General features: G+C 43.9%; 19 protein-coding genes. 16 read left to right on the top strand and 3 right to left on the bottom strand.

What is annotated here, in order from left to right; all coding sequences use genetic code 11:
* Nucleotides 1-4 precede the first annotated feature (4 nt).
* The 5 genes from lpdA (at nt 5) to BK049_RS02105 (ending at nt 4,320) form a co-directional block, all read left to right on the top strand.
* Nucleotides 5-1,387 carry a dihydrolipoyl dehydrogenase gene (gene lpdA, locus BK049_RS02125; RefSeq protein WP_071167746.1) on the top strand — a complete coding sequence of 461 codons (1,383 nt, stop codon included), beginning with the start codon at nt 5-7 and terminating at the stop codon, nt 1,385-1,387.
* A gap of 31 nt (nt 1,388-1,418) precedes the next feature.
* Nucleotides 1,419-2,114, top strand: a complete 696-nt coding sequence (locus BK049_RS02120; RefSeq protein WP_071167745.1) for an SDR family NAD(P)-dependent oxidoreductase — start codon at nt 1,419-1,421, stop codon at nt 2,112-2,114.
* On the top strand, nt 2,071-2,877 hold the full coding sequence (locus BK049_RS02115) for an SDR family NAD(P)-dependent oxidoreductase (protein WP_071167744.1): 807 nt from the start codon (nt 2,071-2,073) through the stop codon (nt 2,875-2,877). The genes BK049_RS02120 and BK049_RS02115 overlap by 44 nt, the downstream gene beginning before the upstream one ends.
* 93 nt (nt 2,878-2,970) lie before the next feature.
* A complete protein-coding gene (locus BK049_RS02110; protein ID WP_008358907.1) occupies nt 2,971-3,927 on the top strand; it encodes a sugar-binding transcriptional regulator in 957 nt (318 codons plus the stop codon).
* Between the two features lie 63 nt (nt 3,928-3,990).
* Complete coding sequence (locus tag BK049_RS02105) at nt 3,991-4,320, top strand: hypothetical protein (protein WP_008358910.1); 330 nt, start codon at nt 3,991-3,993, stop codon at nt 4,318-4,320.
* A gap of 151 nt (nt 4,321-4,471) precedes the next feature.
* Here the strand turns inward: BK049_RS02105 and BK049_RS02100 are convergent, their stop codons facing one another.
* Nucleotides 4,472-5,797, bottom strand: coding sequence for an APC family permease (locus BK049_RS02100; RefSeq protein WP_008358913.1), 1,326 nt, complete (start codon nt 5,795-5,797; stop codon nt 4,472-4,474).
* Nucleotides 5,798-6,126: 329 nt separating this feature from the next.
* Between BK049_RS02100 and BK049_RS02095 the strand changes: the two genes are divergently transcribed.
* Nucleotides 6,127-7,083, top strand: a complete 957-nt coding sequence (locus BK049_RS02095; protein WP_071167743.1) for a ring-cleaving dioxygenase — start codon at nt 6,127-6,129, stop codon at nt 7,081-7,083.
* Between the two features lie 34 nt (nt 7,084-7,117).
* On the opposite strand, the gene BK049_RS02090 is transcribed toward BK049_RS02095, so the two are convergent.
* Nucleotides 7,118-8,443: a S1C family serine protease gene (locus BK049_RS02090; RefSeq protein ID WP_008359374.1), complete on the bottom strand. Its 1,326-nt coding sequence runs from the start codon at nt 8,441-8,443 to the stop codon at nt 7,118-7,120.
* Nucleotides 8,444-8,613: 170 nt separating this feature from the next.
* Between BK049_RS02090 and proG the strand changes: the two genes are divergently transcribed.
* The 10 genes from proG (at nt 8,614) to BK049_RS02040 (ending at nt 18,999) form a co-directional block, all read left to right on the top strand.
* Nucleotides 8,614-9,438: a pyrroline-5-carboxylate reductase ProG gene (gene proG / locus BK049_RS02085; RefSeq protein WP_071167742.1), complete on the top strand. Its 825-nt coding sequence runs from the start codon at nt 8,614-8,616 to the stop codon at nt 9,436-9,438.
* Between the two features lie 189 nt (nt 9,439-9,627).
* On the top strand, nt 9,628-10,452 hold the full coding sequence (locus tag BK049_RS02080; protein WP_071167741.1) for a M55 family metallopeptidase: 825 nt from the start codon (nt 9,628-9,630) through the stop codon (nt 10,450-10,452).
* 18 nt (nt 10,453-10,470) lie between these two features.
* The gene (locus BK049_RS02075) at nt 10,471-11,406 is read left to right on the top strand and encodes an ABC transporter permease (RefSeq protein ID WP_008359382.1); all 936 of its coding nucleotides are present in this window, start codon (nt 10,471-10,473) and stop codon (nt 11,404-11,406) included.
* Complete coding sequence (locus BK049_RS02070) at nt 11,403-12,365, top strand: ABC transporter permease (RefSeq protein WP_071167740.1); 963 nt, start codon at nt 11,403-11,405, stop codon at nt 12,363-12,365. The genes BK049_RS02075 and BK049_RS02070 overlap by 4 nt, the downstream gene beginning before the upstream one ends.
* Before the next feature lie 7 nt (nt 12,366-12,372).
* Nucleotides 12,373-13,386 carry an ABC transporter ATP-binding protein gene (locus BK049_RS02065; RefSeq protein ID WP_008359387.1) on the top strand — a complete coding sequence of 338 codons (1,014 nt, stop codon included), beginning with the start codon at nt 12,373-12,375 and terminating at the stop codon, nt 13,384-13,386.
* Nucleotides 13,383-15,002: a peptide ABC transporter substrate-binding protein gene (locus BK049_RS02060; RefSeq protein ID WP_008359389.1), complete on the top strand. Its 1,620-nt coding sequence runs from the start codon at nt 13,383-13,385 to the stop codon at nt 15,000-15,002. Before BK049_RS02065 ends, BK049_RS02060 begins: the two co-directional genes overlap by 4 nt.
* A gap of 107 nt (nt 15,003-15,109) precedes the next feature.
* Nucleotides 15,110-16,051 (top strand): S66 peptidase family protein, encoded by a 942-nt coding sequence (locus BK049_RS02055; protein WP_008359391.1) that lies wholly within the window; start codon nt 15,110-15,112, stop codon nt 16,049-16,051.
* Nucleotides 16,048-17,127, top strand: coding sequence for a dipeptide epimerase (locus BK049_RS02050; RefSeq protein WP_008359393.1), 1,080 nt, complete (start codon nt 16,048-16,050; stop codon nt 17,125-17,127). Before BK049_RS02055 ends, BK049_RS02050 begins: the two co-directional genes overlap by 4 nt.
* Nucleotides 17,127-18,044 carry a C40 family peptidase gene (locus BK049_RS02045; protein WP_071167739.1) on the top strand — a complete coding sequence of 306 codons (918 nt, stop codon included), beginning with the start codon at nt 17,127-17,129 and terminating at the stop codon, nt 18,042-18,044. Before BK049_RS02050 ends, BK049_RS02045 begins: the two co-directional genes overlap by 1 nt.
* Complete coding sequence (locus BK049_RS02040; protein WP_071167738.1) at nt 18,034-18,999, top strand: ABC transporter ATP-binding protein; 966 nt, start codon at nt 18,034-18,036, stop codon at nt 18,997-18,999. Before BK049_RS02045 ends, BK049_RS02040 begins: the two co-directional genes overlap by 11 nt.
* A gap of 56 nt (nt 19,000-19,055) precedes the next feature.
* Here the strand turns inward: BK049_RS02040 and BK049_RS02035 are convergent, their stop codons facing one another.
* Nucleotides 19,056-19,916, bottom strand: a complete 861-nt coding sequence (locus tag BK049_RS02035) for a dimethylarginine dimethylaminohydrolase family protein (RefSeq protein ID WP_071167737.1) — start codon at nt 19,914-19,916, stop codon at nt 19,056-19,058.
* Nucleotides 19,917-20,008 lie beyond the last annotated feature (92 nt).

Here is a 20,008-nt window from a genome sequence, read left to right as displayed (position 1 = left end):
TCGGATGACAAAAACGTATGATCTGACAGTCATTGGCGGAGGGCCTGGCGGGTATACCGCCGCCCTTCAAGCAGCTGAGCGCGGACGCAAGGTTGCCTTGATTGAAGAAGATTTTCTAGGCGGTACGTGTTTAAATCGAGGCTGTATCCCATCAAAGACACTGCTCAAACATGCAGAAGTCATTGAATCAATTGAGAAGGCAAAAAGCTGGGGAATCGAAACAGGTGAGATGGTTCTTTCCTTTGATAAAATGAGAAAGCGTAAAGATGATGTCATTGAAAAACTCAGGGGCGGAATTGCCTTTTTATTAAAGCAAGGGAAGATTGATGTATTCAGCGGCAGAGGCACAGCTGTCACAAAGCATCGCATTGACATTGAAAAACAAGATGGGTCAGAAACGATTGAAACAAAAGAGCTGATCATTGCCACCGGATCTTCACCTGCTATTCCACCTATTCCGGGGCTCAAAGAGATTCAATTTGACACAAGTGATACGATCTTTGACATCCCAGATATTCCTTCATCTGTTGTCATCATTGGCGGAGGTGTCATTGGTCTTGAGCTAGCATGCATTTTCCAAAGTCTTCAATCAAAGGTCACCATTATTGAAGCGGCCCCGTCCATTATTCCGCAAGAGGATGAAGAGGCATCGAAACTGCTAGAAAAAGAATTGAAGAAAAAAGGCATTCATATCGCAAAGAAAACAACTGTGACAGAGGTAACAGAAAGCGAAGGAGTCAAAGCGGTTCATGCAACGGATGATAAAGGGGAAACGCACATCTTTACGGCTGAAAGACTCCTTGTTTGTGTAGGAAGAAGACCGAATGTATCAGCTGTCACCCAGCTTGATCTTCAGCTGGATGGTCCTTTTATCAAAGTAAACGACCAGATGCAGACAAGTGCTGAAGGTGTATATGCAATTGGAGATGTAGCCGGCGGCTATCAGCTCGCTCATGCGGCGATGGCAGAGGCAGCCGTTGCGGTCAGCAATATATGTGGCGAATTTGAAAAGATGAATAACGATATCGTCCCTAGATGTATTTATACATTGCCGGAGGTAGCGAGTGTAGGGCTTACAGAGAAAGAGGCAAAAGGAAAAGGGCTTAACGTGCAGACGGAGCGATTCGATTTAGCAGCAAGCGGAAAAGCGTTGGCAGCTGGTGTTCAAACAGGCTTTATTAAACTCGTATACGATACAGCATATGGTGAAGTCATTGGCGCAACGATGGTTGGTCCGCACGTCACAGAGATGATATCAGAAGCTTCCTCATTTATGTACTTAGAAGGAACTGCTGAAGAGATGGCTAAGATGATTCATCCGCATCCAACTATCTCAGAAGGCTTTTATGAAGCAGCCCTTGATATTGTAAGTAAGCTGAGAAAATAAATGACAAACAAGGGATAGGGAGGAGATCCATGTGCACGTCCAGCTTCAACAGAAAGCTGCACTTGTGACAGGTAGCACAGATGGATTTGGAGAAGCCATCTGTCTGGCTTTAGCCCAGGCAGGTGCACATGTTTTTATCCACACTTTTCATGATGAATCAAAGGCAAAATCCATTCGTGAAGATATTCAAAAAATGGGTGGTAAGGCGAGTATTATCATGAATCCGCTTCAGACACCGCATGATGCCAAGTTCATGATGAGGCAAGTAATTGATACATGCGGCAAGCTTGATATTTTGGTCAATCAAGTTGAGCAGAGAGCGGACGCGGTGCTTACCGGTGTAAGCCCTGATAAATGGGTCGATGAAGTGGAAGGAACCGTGAATACAGTTTTTCTTTCTAGTCAAGCCGCTGTCTGGCATATGGTGGACCAGAAGCAAGGCTGCATCATTAATATATCCTCATCAGGGAGCATCACAGGTGATGGCGGGATGTCACATGCGACATCGAATAGTATGTTGAATGCCATGACAAAAGGGTTAGCGCGAGAATTTAAAGACAAAGGCATCCGGGTGCTGGCATTATTACCGCCTCCTCTCCATTTGCTTCCTGACAAAGAGCAAATCAAGGAGACGGTGGCCCATATGACGGTATTCTTAAGTACATCGTATGGCGCATTTACAGATGGATCAGCGATTATGCTCGACGGGGGTGAGAGCGCTGGCTAATCACCAAAAAACAGTTCTCATCGTTGGTGGTGCCCAAGGGATCGGGAAAGAAATTGCCGAACGCTTTTTAAAAGAAGGGCATCGTGTGGCTGTGTCCGACATAGATGAACAGGGGCTTTTGCTCTTAAAAAAACAGCATCCTCAGCTGCTGACGTTTCAAGTTGACGTTTCATCGTGGGAAAGTGTTCAGCGGATGATGTCAGCAGCCGAAAGGGATCTGAATGGTATCGGTCATCTAGTGTATTCTGCGGGGATGACGAAATCACTTCCCTTTTTAGAAGTTGATTTTTCGCTTTGGAAAAAGACACTGGCCGTCAATTTATATGGTCTTTTTTATTGCATCAAAGCGTTGGCACCCTATCTATGTGAGCGGCAAGAAGGCAGTGTGGTCATCATTGGATCGGGGTCTGCGATAACAGGCTCTGGCGGCGGTATTCAGTACTACGCCTCAAAAGCAGGTGCTTTTGGCTTGATGCGTTCACTCGTAAAGGAATTAGGCGCCCATCATGTACGCATCAATGTGATTGCCCCCCGCGTGATTGAATCTCAGATGCTTGATACGCTTTATCCCGCTGAGGAGGAGAAAAGACAGCTTCAATCACTTATTCCCATTGGGAGATTAGGAAAACCTGAAGATATCGCAGGACTCACTTTATTTCTCGCAAGTGACGAGGGAAGCTATTTGCACGGCCAGATTATCCTGTTGGATGGCGGGAGAACGTATCAGCCAAAATATACGGAGGGAAAAAGAGCGGAGCGTTGATCGCTCTTTTTGTCATTTTCATAACAATTGTTCCAATTAGAAACGAATGTTTGGTATACTGGTAATCATAGTATATTAAAAGGATGATGTCACATGCTGAATTGGGAAGAAAGACGACAGCTCGTCAAGGTTGCTCATCTTTATTATACAGACGGGTGGACGCAGCAGGAGATTGCAAAGAAGTTAAATGTCTCAAGACCAGTCATTTCAAAGCTCTTGCAAAAAGCAAAAGATGTGGGAATCGTTGAAGTGTACATCAAAGATGAAAGTATTCATACAGTGGAACTTGAAAAGCAACTAGAAACGACCTTTCAATTAACAGATGCTGTCGTTGTCCCAAGTGTCGGGACAATGTCTGAGTTAGTTAAGCGGGCAGTCGGTCAGGCAGGCGCCTATTATCTGTCTAAAAACATGAAAGATGCTGAGAAAATCGGCATTTCTTGGGGGACGACACTCGCTGAGCTTGTGAAGGAATATCCATTTGAACGAAGAAGCAATGTCAAAGTGATTCCTTTAGAGGGCGGAATGGGCAGGCAGGCAGTCGACATTCATGCCAATCAGCTCGCATATGAGCTGGCAAAGAAGATGAATGGCACGTGTTCCTATTTATATGCACCTGCGATCTTAGAAACGGAAGAACTAAAAGAGCGGCTTATGGCGATGCAGGACATAGAAGCTGTGCTTGAAGAAGGCAGAAATGTCGATATTGCCCTCATCGGTATTGGGAATCCGCATAAAGGCTCGACATTAAAAACTGTCGGTTATTTAAAGGAAGAGGATTTATCTGGGTTAAGACAATCAGGAGCTGTTGGTGATATTGGCTTTCGCTTCTTTGATAGTGAAGGGAAACCTGTCCAAGATGAACTGAACCAAAAGGTCATTGGGTTATCGTTAGAACAATTAAAGAATGTTAAAAAAGTCATTGCAGTTGTGGAAGGAACCCATAAAGCCGAAAGTATTCTAGGAGCTTTAAATGGCGGCTTCATTCAAGTGCTGGTGACCGATGAATTGACTGCGGCAGCCATTTTAAAGGAAGCATCAGTCCAATAAACGGCTGACGGTCATCGTATTGTATAAAAAGAGCAACATCAAACGAGAAAGGAGCTGTGTATCTTGAAGAAAACCGAAATGGAAGCAAACCTACACTGTACTCGGTGCCAAGAAGAGACCCTCCACAGCATCGTTTATGTGAATGATCAGATGAAAAGCGTTGAGTGTACAGAATGTCATCAGAAGATCAGTGTGCAAGTCGACATCATGAAGGAATTTTACAAAGAAGTATACGAAAAAATTGCCACAAAACCGAAGCGGATGACGCAGGAATATAAGGCGAATTTGAATGGATTTATCTCAAGACTTCCTATCCGCGTTCTAAGCAAGCCTTACCGGCTCATGAGATATTTAAACGAATCGTATAAGGTGATCAAGCAATATAAAAAATAAAGCAGAGGCTGTTTAGCGCTCTGCTTCAGCGTGCAGACAAACCCTCGCATTCGTTGTCAGGTCTGTGCTCCGGTGCTCGTCCTTCCTAGACTTCAAAGGTTTTCTAGCACGCTGAAAAGAAGACAAAGGATTAAAATAAAGCAGAGGCTATTTAGCGCTCTGCTTTATTTTGTGTTTTTTTCATATAGTAATAAATCGGCAGTCCGGCTATTCCGATCAGCATGGAGATCAGGCAGCTTTTCCAATCTGTGATCATGGTGCTGATTAAGACGAATAAAGAGCCGATAATCGCGATGATCGGTGTCAGCGGGTAAAGTGGTACGCTATAAGCGCGCTGCATGCCGCTGTTTTGTTTTCTTAGCTTAAATACAGCGAAAAAAGCCATTACATAAAAGATATAAATCATGAAAATCGAAACCTCTGACAGCTTCTCTGGATTACTCACTATCATAAATACAATGGCAATTAATATTTGTACAAATACAGCGATCCAAGGTGTTTGAAAGGTGGGGTGAATACGTGAGATGGCTTTTGCAAACGGAATCTGCTTGCGTTCTGCCATCGCAAAAATCACACGCGGGAACGAAAGAACTTTCCCATTCAAACAGCCAAAGATACTAATGATGATCCCAATACTAATCATTTTACCGCCAATTGGACCAAAGAGCATTGTAGCAGCCGTACTTGTCGCATTTTCACCTAGCTGGACGATTTGATCAGCTGGTAACACGTGCAAAAGGGCAACGTTAATAAAGAGATAACAAGCCGTGACAATTAAAATACCGCCAGCCATTGCACGAGGAAGGAGCTTCTCTGGATTTTTCATTTCACCGCCAAGCGCTGCAAGCAAAATCCAGCCATCATAGGCAAATAGCGTAGCCAAAATCGCTGCACCGAAGTTCATCTGAGTGATACTTTCATTGATGGCTGTGAAGATATCTTCATTTCCCTTCCACAAGCCAAACACAATAATAGCCGCAATTGGAACAAGCTTTCCGATGGTGGTCAGCCCTTGGACAAACCCGCCGTATTTCGTTCCCATCACGTTGATTACACATAAAAAAAGAACGGTGATAATACCGATGGTTGTAGACCATAAAGAAGAAAGAGAAAATAAATTGGCCAATAATGAACCAAAATAAAGACCAAGAGCACCAATAATGGCAGGCCCGTAAATAATAATTTGCACCCAGCCGCATAAGTAGCCCCAAAATTCACCGTACACTTCTTCAAGATAGGCATATAAACCGCCAGTACGCGGAATTTGTGTACCAATTTCAGCAACAGTTAGTCCGCCTGTGAGGGTTAAGATTCCGCCTAACAGCCAAGCAAATAATGCGACGCCTGAGCTTCCTGAATAAGAAAGGACGTTGCCTGGCTTCATAAATACGCCGGACCCAATAATGGTCCCGATGACAAGAGAAAGGGCAAAAAATAAGCCGATGTCTTGTTTTAACGCTGGTTGTTCTTTGTTCATTACACACGACCTCCTGCATCACTTTCGTACGTTACTGTGACATGTATTTTGTTCATTGTAATACGATTTTAGGAAAACAAGAATTAAAAAAATTTTCTGATTTTCGTATTTATATTTAAAAGTGTTTGTTTATTGGAGATATTAGGATGAATGTTATCTTAAAAGCGAACAATGGAAGATTATTGTTGATTTAATGTTAATTTAAAAGGCGAAAACCGAACAACCAGTAAAAGTGCAGCCAAATGGTTGACTTTTCTTAAAAAATGGCCTATTTTATTCATAAGGATATTATCTTGAATTCGAGATATTTTAAAATAGGAGTGAGAAAGATGAAAGTAAATGGAATTCACCACGTATCAGCATTAACAGCAAATGCTCAGAAAAATGTTGATTTCTACCGCCAAATCCTTGGCTTGAAACTTGTCAAGAAAACAGTCAATCAGGATGACCCTTCAATGTATCATTTGTTTTATGGAGATGAGGTCGCCTCACCAGGAACGGAGTTGACATTCTTTGAAATTCCAATGCTGGCCCGCCGTTTGGAGGGAACAAATGCGATCACACGCACAGGTCTTCTTGTTTCTTCAAAAGAGGCTCTTGCCTTTTGGGAAAAGCGGTTTGAAGAAAAAGGTGTGAAGCAAGAAACAGCTTCCTTAAGAGCCGGCAGACCTGCCTTGAAATTTACAGATCCAGAAGGGCAGCAGATGTTTTTGACAGTTGAACCACGTGTAAAGGATGCTGGCTCACCGCCAGTGCATGATGATATTCCTGCAGATTATGCGATTAGAGGTTTAGGCCCAGTGGAATTGACCGTTGCAAAAGCAGAAAAAACGATCCGTGTTTTAACGGACATCCTCGGCTTCACAGAAAAGGCACGTGAACAATCGAATGATGGTGAAATGGTAACCATCTTTGAATCAGGAAAAGGCGGAGCGGGAACAGAGATTCATGTGATTGAAAAAGCAGAAGGACCCTTTGAGCGTTCAGGCAGAGGAAGTGTTCATCACGTGGCCTTTCGTGTAGAAGATGCAGAGGAGCTTGAAAAATGGCATGACAAAATATCAAAAGCAGGCTTCACGAACTCTGGTGTCGTGGAACGCTTCTACTTCAAAGCTCTTTACTTTAGAGAGCCAAACGGTATTTTGTTTGAAATTTCAACAGATGGTCCTGGGTTTACAGTGGACGAAGGTGTGGATGAGCTTGGCGATCAGTTAGCACTTCCACCATTTCTAGAGCACAAACGAGCAGAAATTGAACAAAGATTAGCCCCAATTTCATCAACATAACAAAAGCAGCTCATAATTGAGCTGCTTTTATCGTTTAGGAGCTGACTTGCTTTGATTCAGATTCCGTTAAGGTGACTTGTTTTGTTTCTTCTTTACCGTTGCGAACGAGTGTGATTTTCACTGTATCTCCTACTTTTGCATTCGTGTAAAGCTCGTGACGTAATTCACTGCCTGTGGTTACTTTTTCGCCGTTGATGGCGGTAATAACATCCTCTGCCTTCAATCCAGCTTTTGCAGCAGGTGAGCCAGATGCGACTTCTTTTACGTACACACCTTTATCCAGCTGACTACTTGTGAGTCCTAAGGTTTCCTTCTGATAAGCGTCTGGGACCTGTTCAAGATCCAGCATGCTGATCCCAATATAAGGACGCTCAATTTTTCCTTTTGAGAGAAGCTGTTCTGCAATTGGTTTGACATCGTTGATTGGGAGCGCAAAGCCAATACCTTCAACGCCAGTTTCAGAAATTTTCATACTTGTGATTCCCACAACCTTTCCGTCTGTTGTGAGAAGTGGTCCGCCGCTGTTGCCTGGGTTAATCGCTGCATCTGTTTGAATGACATTCACACTGCTTTCGCCAGCTGATGTTTCCATAGAGACTGTTCGATCGACACCGCTGACAATTCCTTGTGTGACCGTTCTTGATAAATCTTCACCAAGCGGGTTTCCGATGGCGATCACAGTTTCTCCAGCTCGAAGCGATGAGGAGTCGCCAAGCTCAGCAACTTTTGTGACGTTGCTGCTGCTAATTTCTACAACAGCTAGATCAGTCAGTGAGTCAGAACCGACCAGTTTTCCTTCAACGGTCTTGCCATTGTGCAAGGAGACTGTTAGTTTAGTTGCTCCTTCAATGACATGGTTGTTTGTTAAGACATAGGCTTTACTGCCAGATTTTTTGAAAATCACGCCAGAGCCTGTACCGGTTTCTTCCTCTTGACTGCTATTGTTTTGATTTTGCTGTGATTCATCATAAGGTGTATTGGTATCGCCAAAGTCTGTCGTTGTTTGACTTTGCGTTTGATAGTTTGTAATGCCAACAATGGCTGGTGAGACATTTTCGACCATATTGGAAATGGTGCTGGACGAATTCGATGTCTGTACCGCTGTGGTATTTGACGTATTGGTACTTGTATCATTTTGAGAGACAGCTTCTGTTTTCGTTGATGACGAATCATTTGCTGTACTGCTCTCTGAGTGATGAGCGTATGGGGTGAGAACGTATACACCTAACGCTAACGTACCGCCTGCAATACCGCTTACAAATGGTCTGAACCAGCCACCTGGCTTCTTCTTCTGTTTTTTCGGCTGTTCAATTGTTATTAATTCATAGGAAGTTTGTTTTTCATCATTGTGATTTGTCATCTTGATCACTCTCTTTCATTAATTTTTTCATGTATGTTTTCAGGATGTTTTACTTGTATGTGGTGGAAGCTGACTTTATCTTAAGAAAAAAGTGTGGGATAAAAATGAAAACATTGTGGGAAATTGTTAAAATAAGTAGTGAATCTAAGCAAAACAGAGGAGATTAAACTGTGGAGACAATTGGAATTATTGGATATGGAAGCATGGCTGATATGATGGTACAAAAATGGCTGGAAAGAGGAGTGCTGCATGCCCGTCAGTTGATGATTCATACAAGAAGTGACACAGAGCGTCTGCATCAGCTCAAAGAGACGTACCAAGATGTAAACATCTGTTCATTAGACGACATTTCTGCGTCATGTGATGTCGTGTTTGTGTGTGTGCCGCCACTTGCTGTACTTGACGTGTTGGATCAGCTGCGCCCGGCAAAGAAAGCTTTACATATTGTATCAGTGGCAGCGGCTGTCACGTTAGAAAAATTAATGCAGCATACGAATCAGCCGGTCTCCAGATACATCCCCACTTTGACCTCAGCCGTAGGTACTGGTGTATCTCTTGTTGCGCATGGTGAAACGGCCGGACAGGAGGCGCGAGAACGTCTGCACCGTCTCCTTTCAGCTTTTAGTATCGTCCGGGAAGTGGAGGAAAACCGGTTTGACACGGCGAGTAATTTGACAAGCTCATCTCCGGGCTTTATTGCGGCGATATTTGAAGAAATGGCGAGAGCCGCTGTAAGAAATAGTGAGCTTTCCTTAGATGAAGCATATGAATGTTTAACTTATGCGCTGTTAGGAACAGGCAAGTTACTTGTGGAACGCGGTCTAACATTCGCTGAAACGGTCGAAAGGGTGGCGACAAAAGGTGGAATTACCGGGGAAGGAGCCGCAGTCATTCAACAACAGGCACCCCAGATGTTTGATGATTTATTTACACAAACGATGAAGAAATATGATCAGCTGAAATCGCAGATCGACGAAGCAGACAAACACCACTAAAGACATCGTTAGTGGTGTTTTATTTGTTAAAAAAATCCTTTAATGATTATTCCTTTGACCCGTAGTATCTGAGTCTAATTTCCTTATTTTCAGACATTGTATTGAAAAATCAATCAAGTTCTCATATAATTTTTTAGAAAATTTAGAAAAATATACACAAATTTTAAGTTTAATTAAAGGGGGATGGGGATGAAGCTCTATGTATCAGTCGATATGGAGGGAATTACTGGTCTAGCTGATCATACATTTGTTGATAGCCGCCAGCACAATTATGAGCGCGGGAGAAAAATCATGACAGGTGAAGTGAACGCCTGTGTAGAAGCTCTTCTTGGTCATGGGGCGACCGATATTTTGGTCAATGACAGTCATTCTAAAATGAATAATCTTTTGATCGAAGAATTGCATGAGGAGGCATCACTCATATCAGGTGATGTGAAACCTTATTCAATGGTACAAGGATTAGATCAAACGTATGATGCGGCTGTTTTTTTAGGCTATCATGCGAGGGCATCGATGAAAGGTGTGATGTCCCACAGTATGATTTTTGGTGTTAGACATTTTTACATAAATGATCATCCAATTGGTGAAATGGGCTTTAATGCGTATGTCGCAGGCTATTATGGTGTTCCGGTGATTCTTGTATGCGGAGATGATCAAGCCGCCCTTGAAGCAGAAGAGCTGATGCCCGGCGTGAAAACAGTTGCAGTGAAAGAAACCATTTCAAGATCTGCTGTGAAATGTTTAACACCAGCCAAAGTAAACAGGCAAATCACTCAGCAAGTGGAAGCTGCAATGAAACAGATTCATCAAATCAAGCCGCTGACGCCTCCTGAACAGCCGCTGCTCAAGATCGAGTTTGCCAACTATGGACAAGCTGAATGGGCGAATTTAATGCCGGGTACTGCCATCGAAGAAGGGACAACGACGGTGATGTATCAAGCAGACAATATATTAGAAGCCTACCAAGCGATGCTTGTCATGACAGAGCTTGCCACACGTACAACATTTTGTTAAGCAAGGGGGAGACAGCAGATGGCCAGCTTTTTGCTCAAGCGTTTTATTGCGATGATTGCCACGATTTTAACCATTACCACTTTAACGTTTATTTTGATGAAGGTCATCCCGGGATCGCCCTTCAATGAAGAACGGAATACAAATGAAACCGTTCAGCGAAACCTCGAAAGCTACTATCACTTAGACGAACCACTTTATGTTCAATATGTCATTTATTTAAAATCCATCGTTACTTTTGATTTTGGTCCTTCCATTAAAAAGCCTTCTGAAAGTGTCAATGATTTATTGGCGAGAGGTTTTCCAGTCTCTTTAGAGCTTGGTCTGATCTCAATTTTGATTGCTGTTATCTCCGGCATCCTGCTAGGGGTTATGGCTGCCCTCCGGCATAATGGCTTGATTGATTATATCGCCATGACCATTGCTGTTTTCGGTATATCCATACCAAACTTTATCTTTGCTACCTTATTAATTCAGCAGCTTGCTGTGAATGTAAAGCTCTTTCCTACAGCGATGTGGACAAGCCCAATGCACATGGTCCTTCCGACAATCGCACTGGCTGTAGGGCCAATGGCCATTATTGCCAGGTTAACAAGATCGAGCATGATTGAAGTGCTGACGCAGGATTACATTCGCACCGCAAAAGCGAAAGGACTTTCTCCTTTTAAAATTGTGTTTAAACATGCCCTTCGAAATGCACTTTTACCCGTTGTCACAATCCTTGGGACGCTTGTTGCAAGTATTTTAACAGGAAGTTTTGTTATTGAGAAAATATTTGCGATCCCTGGAATGGGTAAATACTTTGTCGAGAGTATTAACAACCGTGATTATCCTGTGATTATGGGAACCACTGTCTTTTACAGCATCATCTTAATTACACTTCTTTTCATTGTAGATGTGACGTATCGTCTGCTTGATCCAAGAATTCAGCTGCATCAGAAAGGAGGAAAGGCATGAGCATACACCTTCAGCATGATCAAACGAATCAAGCACATGAAGTGCCGGATGAGTGGTTTTCTCCGAGAGAACAGAGGAAGAACGAAGCCCATGCCATTAAAAGACCTTCATTGTCGTATTGGGCAGACGCATGGAGGCGTTTGAAGCAAAATAAGCTGGCCATGTTTAGTTTGTCGATGTTGATTTTTCTGTTTGTCATGGCGGTGTTAGGTCCACTGCTTGCACCAAATAGTGTGACAGAACAGCGCCTTTCCATGCAAAACATGCCGCCGTCGGCTGCTCACTGGTTTGGAACAGATGAGCTTGGACGGGATGTGTTTACGCGTACATGGTACGGGGCCCGCATTTCGTTATTTGTAGGCGTAATGGCAGCTCTCATTGATTTTGCGATCGGTGTCATTTATGGCGGTATTGCTGGCTATAAGGGCGGGAGATATGACCATGTCATGATGCGAATCGTCGAGGTGCTCTACGGTCTGCCCTATTTACTCGTTGTGATTTTATTGATGGTGCTTATGGGTCCAGGGCTCGTCACCATTATTGTAGCGCTCACCGTCACAGGCTGGATTGGGATGGCGAGAATTGTGAGAGGTCAGGTGCTCCAGCTGAAAAGCCAAGAATATGTCCTTGCCTCGAAAACCTTTGGTGCAAAAAGCCTGCGCATCATCCGCAAGAACTTACTGCCAAATACGATGGGGCCGATTATTGTCCAGATGACTTTGACTGTGCCGACAGCCATCTTTGCAGAAGTCTTCTTAAGTTTTCTCGGTTTAGGCATTCAAGCGCCGTTTGCAAGCTGGGGTGTGATGGCCAATGACGCCTTGCCGACGGTGCTGTCGGATAATGGTCACTGGTGGCGTTTATTCTTTCCAGCATTTTTTATTTCACTGACGATGTTTTGTTTTAACAATTTAGGTGATGGCTTGCAAGATGCACTTGATCCAAAGATGAAGAGGTGATGGCGCTTTGAAAAAGATTCTTCAGATTATCGATCTGCATGTCAGCTTTCGGACATATGGCGGTTCGGTTCAAGCGGTACGCGGAGTAAATGTGGATGTGTATGAAAAAGAAACGCTCGCCATTGTCGGAGAATCGGGCTGCGGGAAAAGTGTGACATCACAAAGTATCATGCGGCTTTTACCTGCATACAGCGCTCAAGTCGATCAGGGGGAAATTTGGTTTCGTGACCGAAACTTGCTGTCATTATCTGAAAAAGACATGCGCGCCATCCGTGGTGTCGATATCTCCATGATTTTTCAAGACCCAATGACGGCACTTAACCCGACGCTGACAATTGGAGATCAGCTGATGGAGGCCGCGAAAGTGCATCAGAAGCTGACAAAAAAAGAAGTGAAAGAAGCGGCTCTTCGTATGCTTGATTTGGTTGGTATTCCGCAGCCGAAAGAAAGGCTGAAGCAATATCCGCATCAGTTCAGCGGAGGAATGAGACAGCGGCTCATGATTGCGATGGCCCTCATTTGCGAGCCAAAGGTGCTGATCGCAGATGAACCGACAACTGCTCTAGATGTCACCATACAGGCACAGATTTTAGAATTATTTAAAGAGATTCAGAGAAAAACAGGTGTCACGATTATTTTAATCACACACGACTTAGGCGTCGTCGCGCAAGTCGCAGATCGAGTGGCGGTGATGTACGGAGGGAAAATAGTGGAGACCGGGACAAGACGAGAGATCTTTTACAGTCCGCAGCATCCTTACACAAAGGGTCTGTTGCAATCCGTGCCAAGGCTGGATATGAAAGACGAACTCATTCCTATTGAAGGAAGTCCGCCTGATTTATTTGCCCCGCCGAAAGGCTGTCCGTACACAGATCGCTGCCCATCAGCCATGAAAGTATGTGATCATATCATGCCGCACGAAACGAAGCGTTCACCTACACATACAGTGCATTGCTGGCTTCAGGATGAACGAGCGAAGCAAGCCATTTTATCTTCAACACAAAGGGGGAGTTTTTTATGAGAAAAACAGGTTGGATCGTCAGTGTATGCCTGCTCGCGATCATGCTGCTCGCAGGGTGTACAGCCAATGAGCAAGCAGGCAAAGGATCGTCAAGCAATAAGGGTGAAGAGAAAGTGTTAACATTAAATAACGAAAACGAACCGACATCATTTGATCCGCCAATTGGTTTTAATAACGTATCGTGGCAAGGATTGAACAACTTAATGGAAGGGTTAACAAGACTGAATGAAAAGCACGAACCGTCTCCTGCAATGGCGGAAAAATGGGAGATTTCAGAGGATGGAAAAACGTACACGTTCCATTTAAGGGACGGAATTAAGTGGTCGAATGGTGACCCAGTCAAAGCGAGTGACTTTGAATATGCATGGAAGCGGCTGTTAGATCCGAAAACAGGATCTTCTGCGTCATTCTTAGCTTATATGATTGAAGGAGGCGAGGCATTTAACAGCGGAAAAGGGAAGAAAGAAGACGTAAAAGTCAGTGCTGTAAATGACAAAACGCTAGAAGTCACACTAGCGTACCCGCAGAAATCCTTCTTACATTTGACGGCAAACCCTGCCTTTTTCCCGGTGAATGAGAAGGTAGTTGAAAAGGACCCAAACTGGGCAAAGGATGCCAAAACCTTTGTTGGAAATGGGCCGTTTAAGCTGACAGAGTGGAAGCATGACGAAAGCTTTACAATGGAAAAAAGTGACACGTATTGGGACAAACAAACGGTCAAGCTGGATCAAGTGAAGTGGCTCATGATCAGTGACCGAAACACAGATTATCAAATGTATCAATCAGGAGATTTAGACACTGCTTTTGTACCAGCAGAACAAAGTGAAGACCTTCTAAAAAGCAAAGAAGTACAAATTGAAGATCAGGCGGGACTGTTCTTTTATCGTCTGAATGTCAACATGGAGCCTTTTCAAAATAAGAACATTCGTAAAGCCTTTCAAATGGCTGTCAACCCGCAAGATATTGTGGATTATGTGACAAAAAACGAAGAGAAGCCAGCACGCGCTTTCGTTTCCCCGGGTATTTTAGATTCAAAGGGTGAAGATTTCAGAGAAGCTGGCGGCGATCTTGTCAAAAATGATCCGAGTGAAGCCGCAAAACTATTGCAAAAAGGCTTGAAAGAAGAGAACTATTCAAAGCTTCCGCCCGTCACATTAACCTATAGTACAAAGCCTGAAAACAAGAAAAAAGCAGAAGCCATTCAGCAGCAATTAAAAGAAGCACTCGGTGTCGATGTGAAGCTAGCGAACATGGAGGCGAATGTGTTTGCAGAGGATCAAAAGGCGCTTAAATTCCAATTCTCGCAAAGTTCGTTTCTAGCAGACTATGCAGATCCGATCAATTTCCTAGAGAGCTTCCAAACTGGGAATGCCATGAACCGGACAGGCTGGTCAAACGATACGTATGATCAACTAATGAAAAAAGCGGGCCAAGAAGCAGATGAACAAAAGAGAAATAGCATTTTGCATAAAGCAGAGGCACTTCTGATTGAAGAAGCACCGATCATTCCAATTCATTTTTATAACCAAGTCTATTTACAAAAAGAAGGCGTGAAGGGCATTGTCCGTCATCCTGTTGGTTATATTGACTTGAAATGGGCGCAAGTAGATGAATAAAATGAAATGCAGGGACGCTTTGAAAAAAGCGTCTGTTCCTTTATTCGTTCATGTTATGAAGAAGATACCCATAGATTGAAAGAAACAAAGAGAAAGAGGGGATTGGCATGAATCAGCTGCCAGTGGCACTTCAAACAGGGGATACGGTGGGAATTATTGCACCAGCAAGCCCGCCTGATGAGCGGAAATTAGCAAGAGGGATTTCCTTTTTAGAAAGCCTTGGGCTGAAGGTGAAGAAAGGGAAGTATATCGACTGCCGGTATGGTTATTTAGCAGGTCATGATCATGAACGAGTGGAAGATATTCATCACATGTTTCAAGATCCAGAAGTAAAGGCCATTATTTGTGCTTGCGGAGGATACGGGACTGGAAGAATTGCAGAAGCCATCGATTATGACTTGATTCGCCGGAACCCAAAAATCTTTTGGGGATATAGCGATATTACGTTTTTACATACAGCCATCCATCAGCAGACAGGGCTTGTGACCTTTCATGGTCCTATGCTCTCCTCTGATGTGGGGCTTGAGGAGGTTCATCCATATACGAAGGATACTTTTTTACAGCTATTCACACCAAAAACCTTTACGTATGCGAACCATCTATCACCTCTTCGGACCTTCTATCCAGGCACTGTTTCAGGCGAAATCACAGGAGGGAATCTTGCCCTGATCGTGACAACACTGGGTACACCCTTTGAGATCGATACGAAGGGGAAGCTTTTGCTCATTGAAGATATTGACGAAGAACCATATAAAATTGATCGCATGATGCAGCACCTAGCATCTGCAGGAAAATTGGATGATGCAGCTGGATTCATCATTGGGGATTTTCATCAATGTGAGCCGAAAAAGAAAGAACAGTCCTTAACGCTCGAGCAGTTATGGGAGACGTACATTGTGCCGCAAAAGAAACCTGCACTTGGTGGCTTTCGGATTGGCCATTCATCTCCAAACCTCGCCATTCCAATCGGTGTGCGGGCGTCATTAGATGCTACAGGAAAGAAACTGCATATTTCCCCGGGCGTTGCAGCGAAAGAGGCGATCAAATGAAAATCGTAGATGTTCGTACATGCAGAACGAGTGTACCGCTAAAGAAGCCTTTCAAAACCGCTTTAAGAACGGTGTATGACGCAGCATCTCTCATCGTGATCATTACCTATGATCAAGGTGACATCAGCTACGGTGAGGCAGTACCAACATCAGTGATTACAGGGGAAACGCTCGAAAGCATTGATTATGCGATCTGTGAAGTAATCAGGCCCATATTGCTCGGGGCTTCCTTGTCCCAATATGAACAGATTTTTTCAGCGATGAACCGCATGCTTGTAGGAAACACAAGTGCAAAGGCTGCCATTGATATGGCGATTTATGATGGCTTAGCAAAGCAGGCAGGGCTTCCGCTTTATCAATACCTTGGCGGTTACCGCAATCAGCTTGAAACGGATTATACGGTCAGTGTCAACCGGCCGCTAGAAATGGCAGAGGATGCGAAGCAGTACGTAGCGGAAGGCTTTCATACGTTAAAAATCAAAGTGGGGAAAGATGACATAGACACGGATATTCAGCGGATCAAGCGGATTCGAGAGAAAGTCGGGCCTGATATTCAAATCAGGCTTGATGCCAACCAAGGCTGGACGTGGAAGGAAGCAATTGTGGCCATTCGAAAAATGGAGGCGCTGAATATTGAACTAGTTGAGCAGCCAGTGCCAAAGGAAGACATCGAAGGCTTGCGGCGTGTAACGGAAGCAACAAATACGCTCATTATGGCAGATGAAAGCATTTTCGGTTTCCATGAGGCCATCAAGGTGTTAGAAACGAGAAGCTGTGATCTGATTAACCTAAAATTAATGAAATCAGGCGGTATAAAAGAAGCGCTGAAAATCAATAGTTTAGCAGAAGCGTACGGCGTAAAATGCATGGTTGGCAGTATGATAGAGTCAAAACTAGGGATTACCGCGGCGGCTCATCTTGCCGCAAGCCAGCCGAATGTGACACGCTACGATTTTGATGCGCCGCTTATGCTAAAAGAGGATTTCATCGACGGAGGAATCATATATCAAGGAAAGGATATGCTCTTTCCGCCGCATCATGGGTTAGGCATTCAAGGGGTGAAAGGAGTGTCGTGATGATATATGAATCAAAGGTGCCGGTTGCGAATGTATGGACAGCGCCGCAGTCGCCAAGAGAAATGGATCAAAAGGTTCTTCAGAGTACCATCCAGATAAAAGAGTGGATTGACCAGCAAACGTATGAAGAGAAATTGGCTTTATGCGAAGAAAACCTTATTCAATCCCAAGTGCTGCTCGGCGAACGAGTCATTGGGCTTGAGGAGACAGATGGCTGGATGAAAGTCGTCATCCCGCAGCAGGCAAGCCGTAAACATCCGCAAGGCTACCCTGGCTATATTCCTGTAGAGCAATTAACGCAAGTAACTGACAGTGAACCACCTGACCGAACCTTAATTGTTTGTCAGAAAAAAGCGGTTTTATATCAAAACGGAATACCAGATATGGAGGTTAGTTTTTTAACAGAACTAGCACCTGTTGAAGAAACGGACGATTATGTTCATGTCCTCACCCCATTAGGAAGACGAGAAATCAACAAAGAGGATGTGCGTTCGATTTCAGTCTCTTCCTTCATAACTGGCAAGGATGTCGTAGAAATAGGAAAGCAATTTATTGGACTTTCATATTTATGGGGCGGCATGAGCAGCTTTGGCTATGACTGTTCAGGCTTTGCTTACAGTATGTACAAAGCGTGTGGATATCTGCTACCAAGAGACGCAAGTGATCAAGCGGTGAGAGGAACCCCGGTCACAGCAGCCGATTTAGAACCAGGTGATCTCATATTTTTTGCTAATGACAATGGAAAGGGAGCAGTTCGTCATGTCGGGATATATGCTGGAGACGGCCTGATGCTCCACTCGCCTAAAACTGGCAGAGCCATTGAACTTCTTGCTTTATCTGGTTCTTCATATGAAAAGGAATGGGCAGGGGCAAGACGGTATTTGAACGCGGAGAGGGGGAGATGGGATGGGAAGTGAACCACTTTTGCAAGTCAACAACTTAAAAAAGCATTTTCATCTATCTAAAGGAAGAACGTTAAAAGCATTAGATGGTGTCACCTTTCAGCTGAAACAAGGCGAAACCTTTGGTCTTGTTGGCGAGTCAGGCTGCGGCAAATCCACGCTAGGGAAAGTGCTCATGCGGCTTTATGACCCGACAGAAGGTGAAGCCTTGTATGATGGGAAAAGTCTTCACCACTTGTCTAAAAGAGAATCATTTGAATTCAATAGACAAATTCAAATGGTGTTTCAAGATCCGTATTCTTCCTTAAACCCAAGGATCTCTGTAAAAGATATTATGCTGGAGCCGATGGAGATCCATGACCTGTATGGTAGTCAAAAGAAAAGAATGGCCCGCGTAAAAGAGCTGCTGGAAGCGGTGGGGCTAAGCTACGACTTCGCCACCCGCTATCCCCATGAATTTAGCGGAGGACAGAGGCAGAGAATAGGGATTGCAAGAGCACTTGCCTTAACGCCAAAGTTTATTGTAGCGGACGAGCCGATTTCTGCACTTGATGTATCCGTTCAAGCACAGGTCGTGAATTTGCTGAAAAAGCTGCAAAAAGAAGAAGGATTGACGTTTTTATTCATTGCGCATGATTTGTCGATGGTTAAATATATCAGCGATCGAATTGGTGTGATGTATTTAGGACATCTCGTGGAAATGACCAGCAGTGATGCTTTATATCAAACGCCGCTTCATCCATATACACAAGCCCTGCTGTCGGCTATCCCGATTCCAGATCCTGATGTGGAAGACAAGCGCAAAAGATTTATTTTAAAAGGAGAAATTCCAAGTCCAGTGAATACGCCAAGCGGCTGCGTGTTTCGGACAAGATGTCCTGCTGCGATGGATGTGTGTGCAGAAAAAAAACCAACATTACAAGCAGCGGAAGAAGGGCATGAAGTCGCCTGTCATCTATATACAAGGTGAAATAGGAAAAAAGCCAGCAAGTAGACAAGCTGTTCTACAAGCTGGCTTCATTATATTTATGAACGCCGAATCGGCAGTGTGCAGCATCTAAAGGAGCCGCCAGATTTAATGATTTCTGAAAAATCCACTTCAATGACAGTGTACCCGTGAGCGGTCAATGCAGCATTGGTTTCTTGATTGATCGGTAAGCTGATCACTTTTTTCTGCCCAATGGATAAAACATTTGGTCCAAGTGTGAACTGCTCTTGTTCAATGATTTCAATCAGATCATATTGGGTTTTGAGCATGTGAAGATCCTTTTCCGTAAAGGCTTCAGGATAGATCACTAACTCATGAGGAGAAAGAATGTTCATCACACAATCGAGATGCAAAATATGAGGAGGAAGATGAATAGGAATGATATCGTGTTCAGGTAATTCCTTTTTTAGCTGCTGGATGGCGGCTGGATTTGTTCTTTTGCTAATTCCAACAAATACGCGGGTTTGGTCTACAAGCACATCGCCGCCTTCAATGGTTCCATCTGTCAGGGTGACGGTTGTCCAACCTTTTGCCTGAGCCCATTCTTTTAACGATTGTTCCTCCCCTTGTCGAACCGGAGCTGCCATCTTTGAAACAAATAACGTCTGTCCAATCGTAAACCCAATATCCCGAGTGAAGACTTGCTCAGGGAAGCGGTCATTTGCAGGGAGCAGGATAGGCCGTACATGATGGTCTTTTAGCGTTTGAATCAATTGTTTATGCTGCGCGATGGCTTTGATTTGAGAAATATTTTCTCTCGCAAAATGCTTTTGGGTTTCATTGATGATTTGTTTGATTTCCATATAAATAGGACTGCACAAGAGGACTTCTTGTAAATCATCGTATTCACTCATACATTGCGGCGTTTTGTACACTTTCTCTGATTTCATAGAATCCATCAAAGGGCCTCCTTGTTTATCGATAGTTATATTATTCCTCCTTCTAGTAAATGTTGAAACATTTCCGAAAGAAAATCTCTCAAATGAGACTA

The sequence above is a fragment of the Bacillus xiamenensis genome (assembly GCF_001857925.1).
Classification (GTDB): Bacteria; Bacillota; Bacilli; order Bacillales; family Bacillaceae; genus Bacillus; species Bacillus xiamenensis.
The sequence above is the reverse complement of the archived record's forward strand: the minus strand, read 5'-3'. Positions and strand labels throughout refer to the sequence as shown.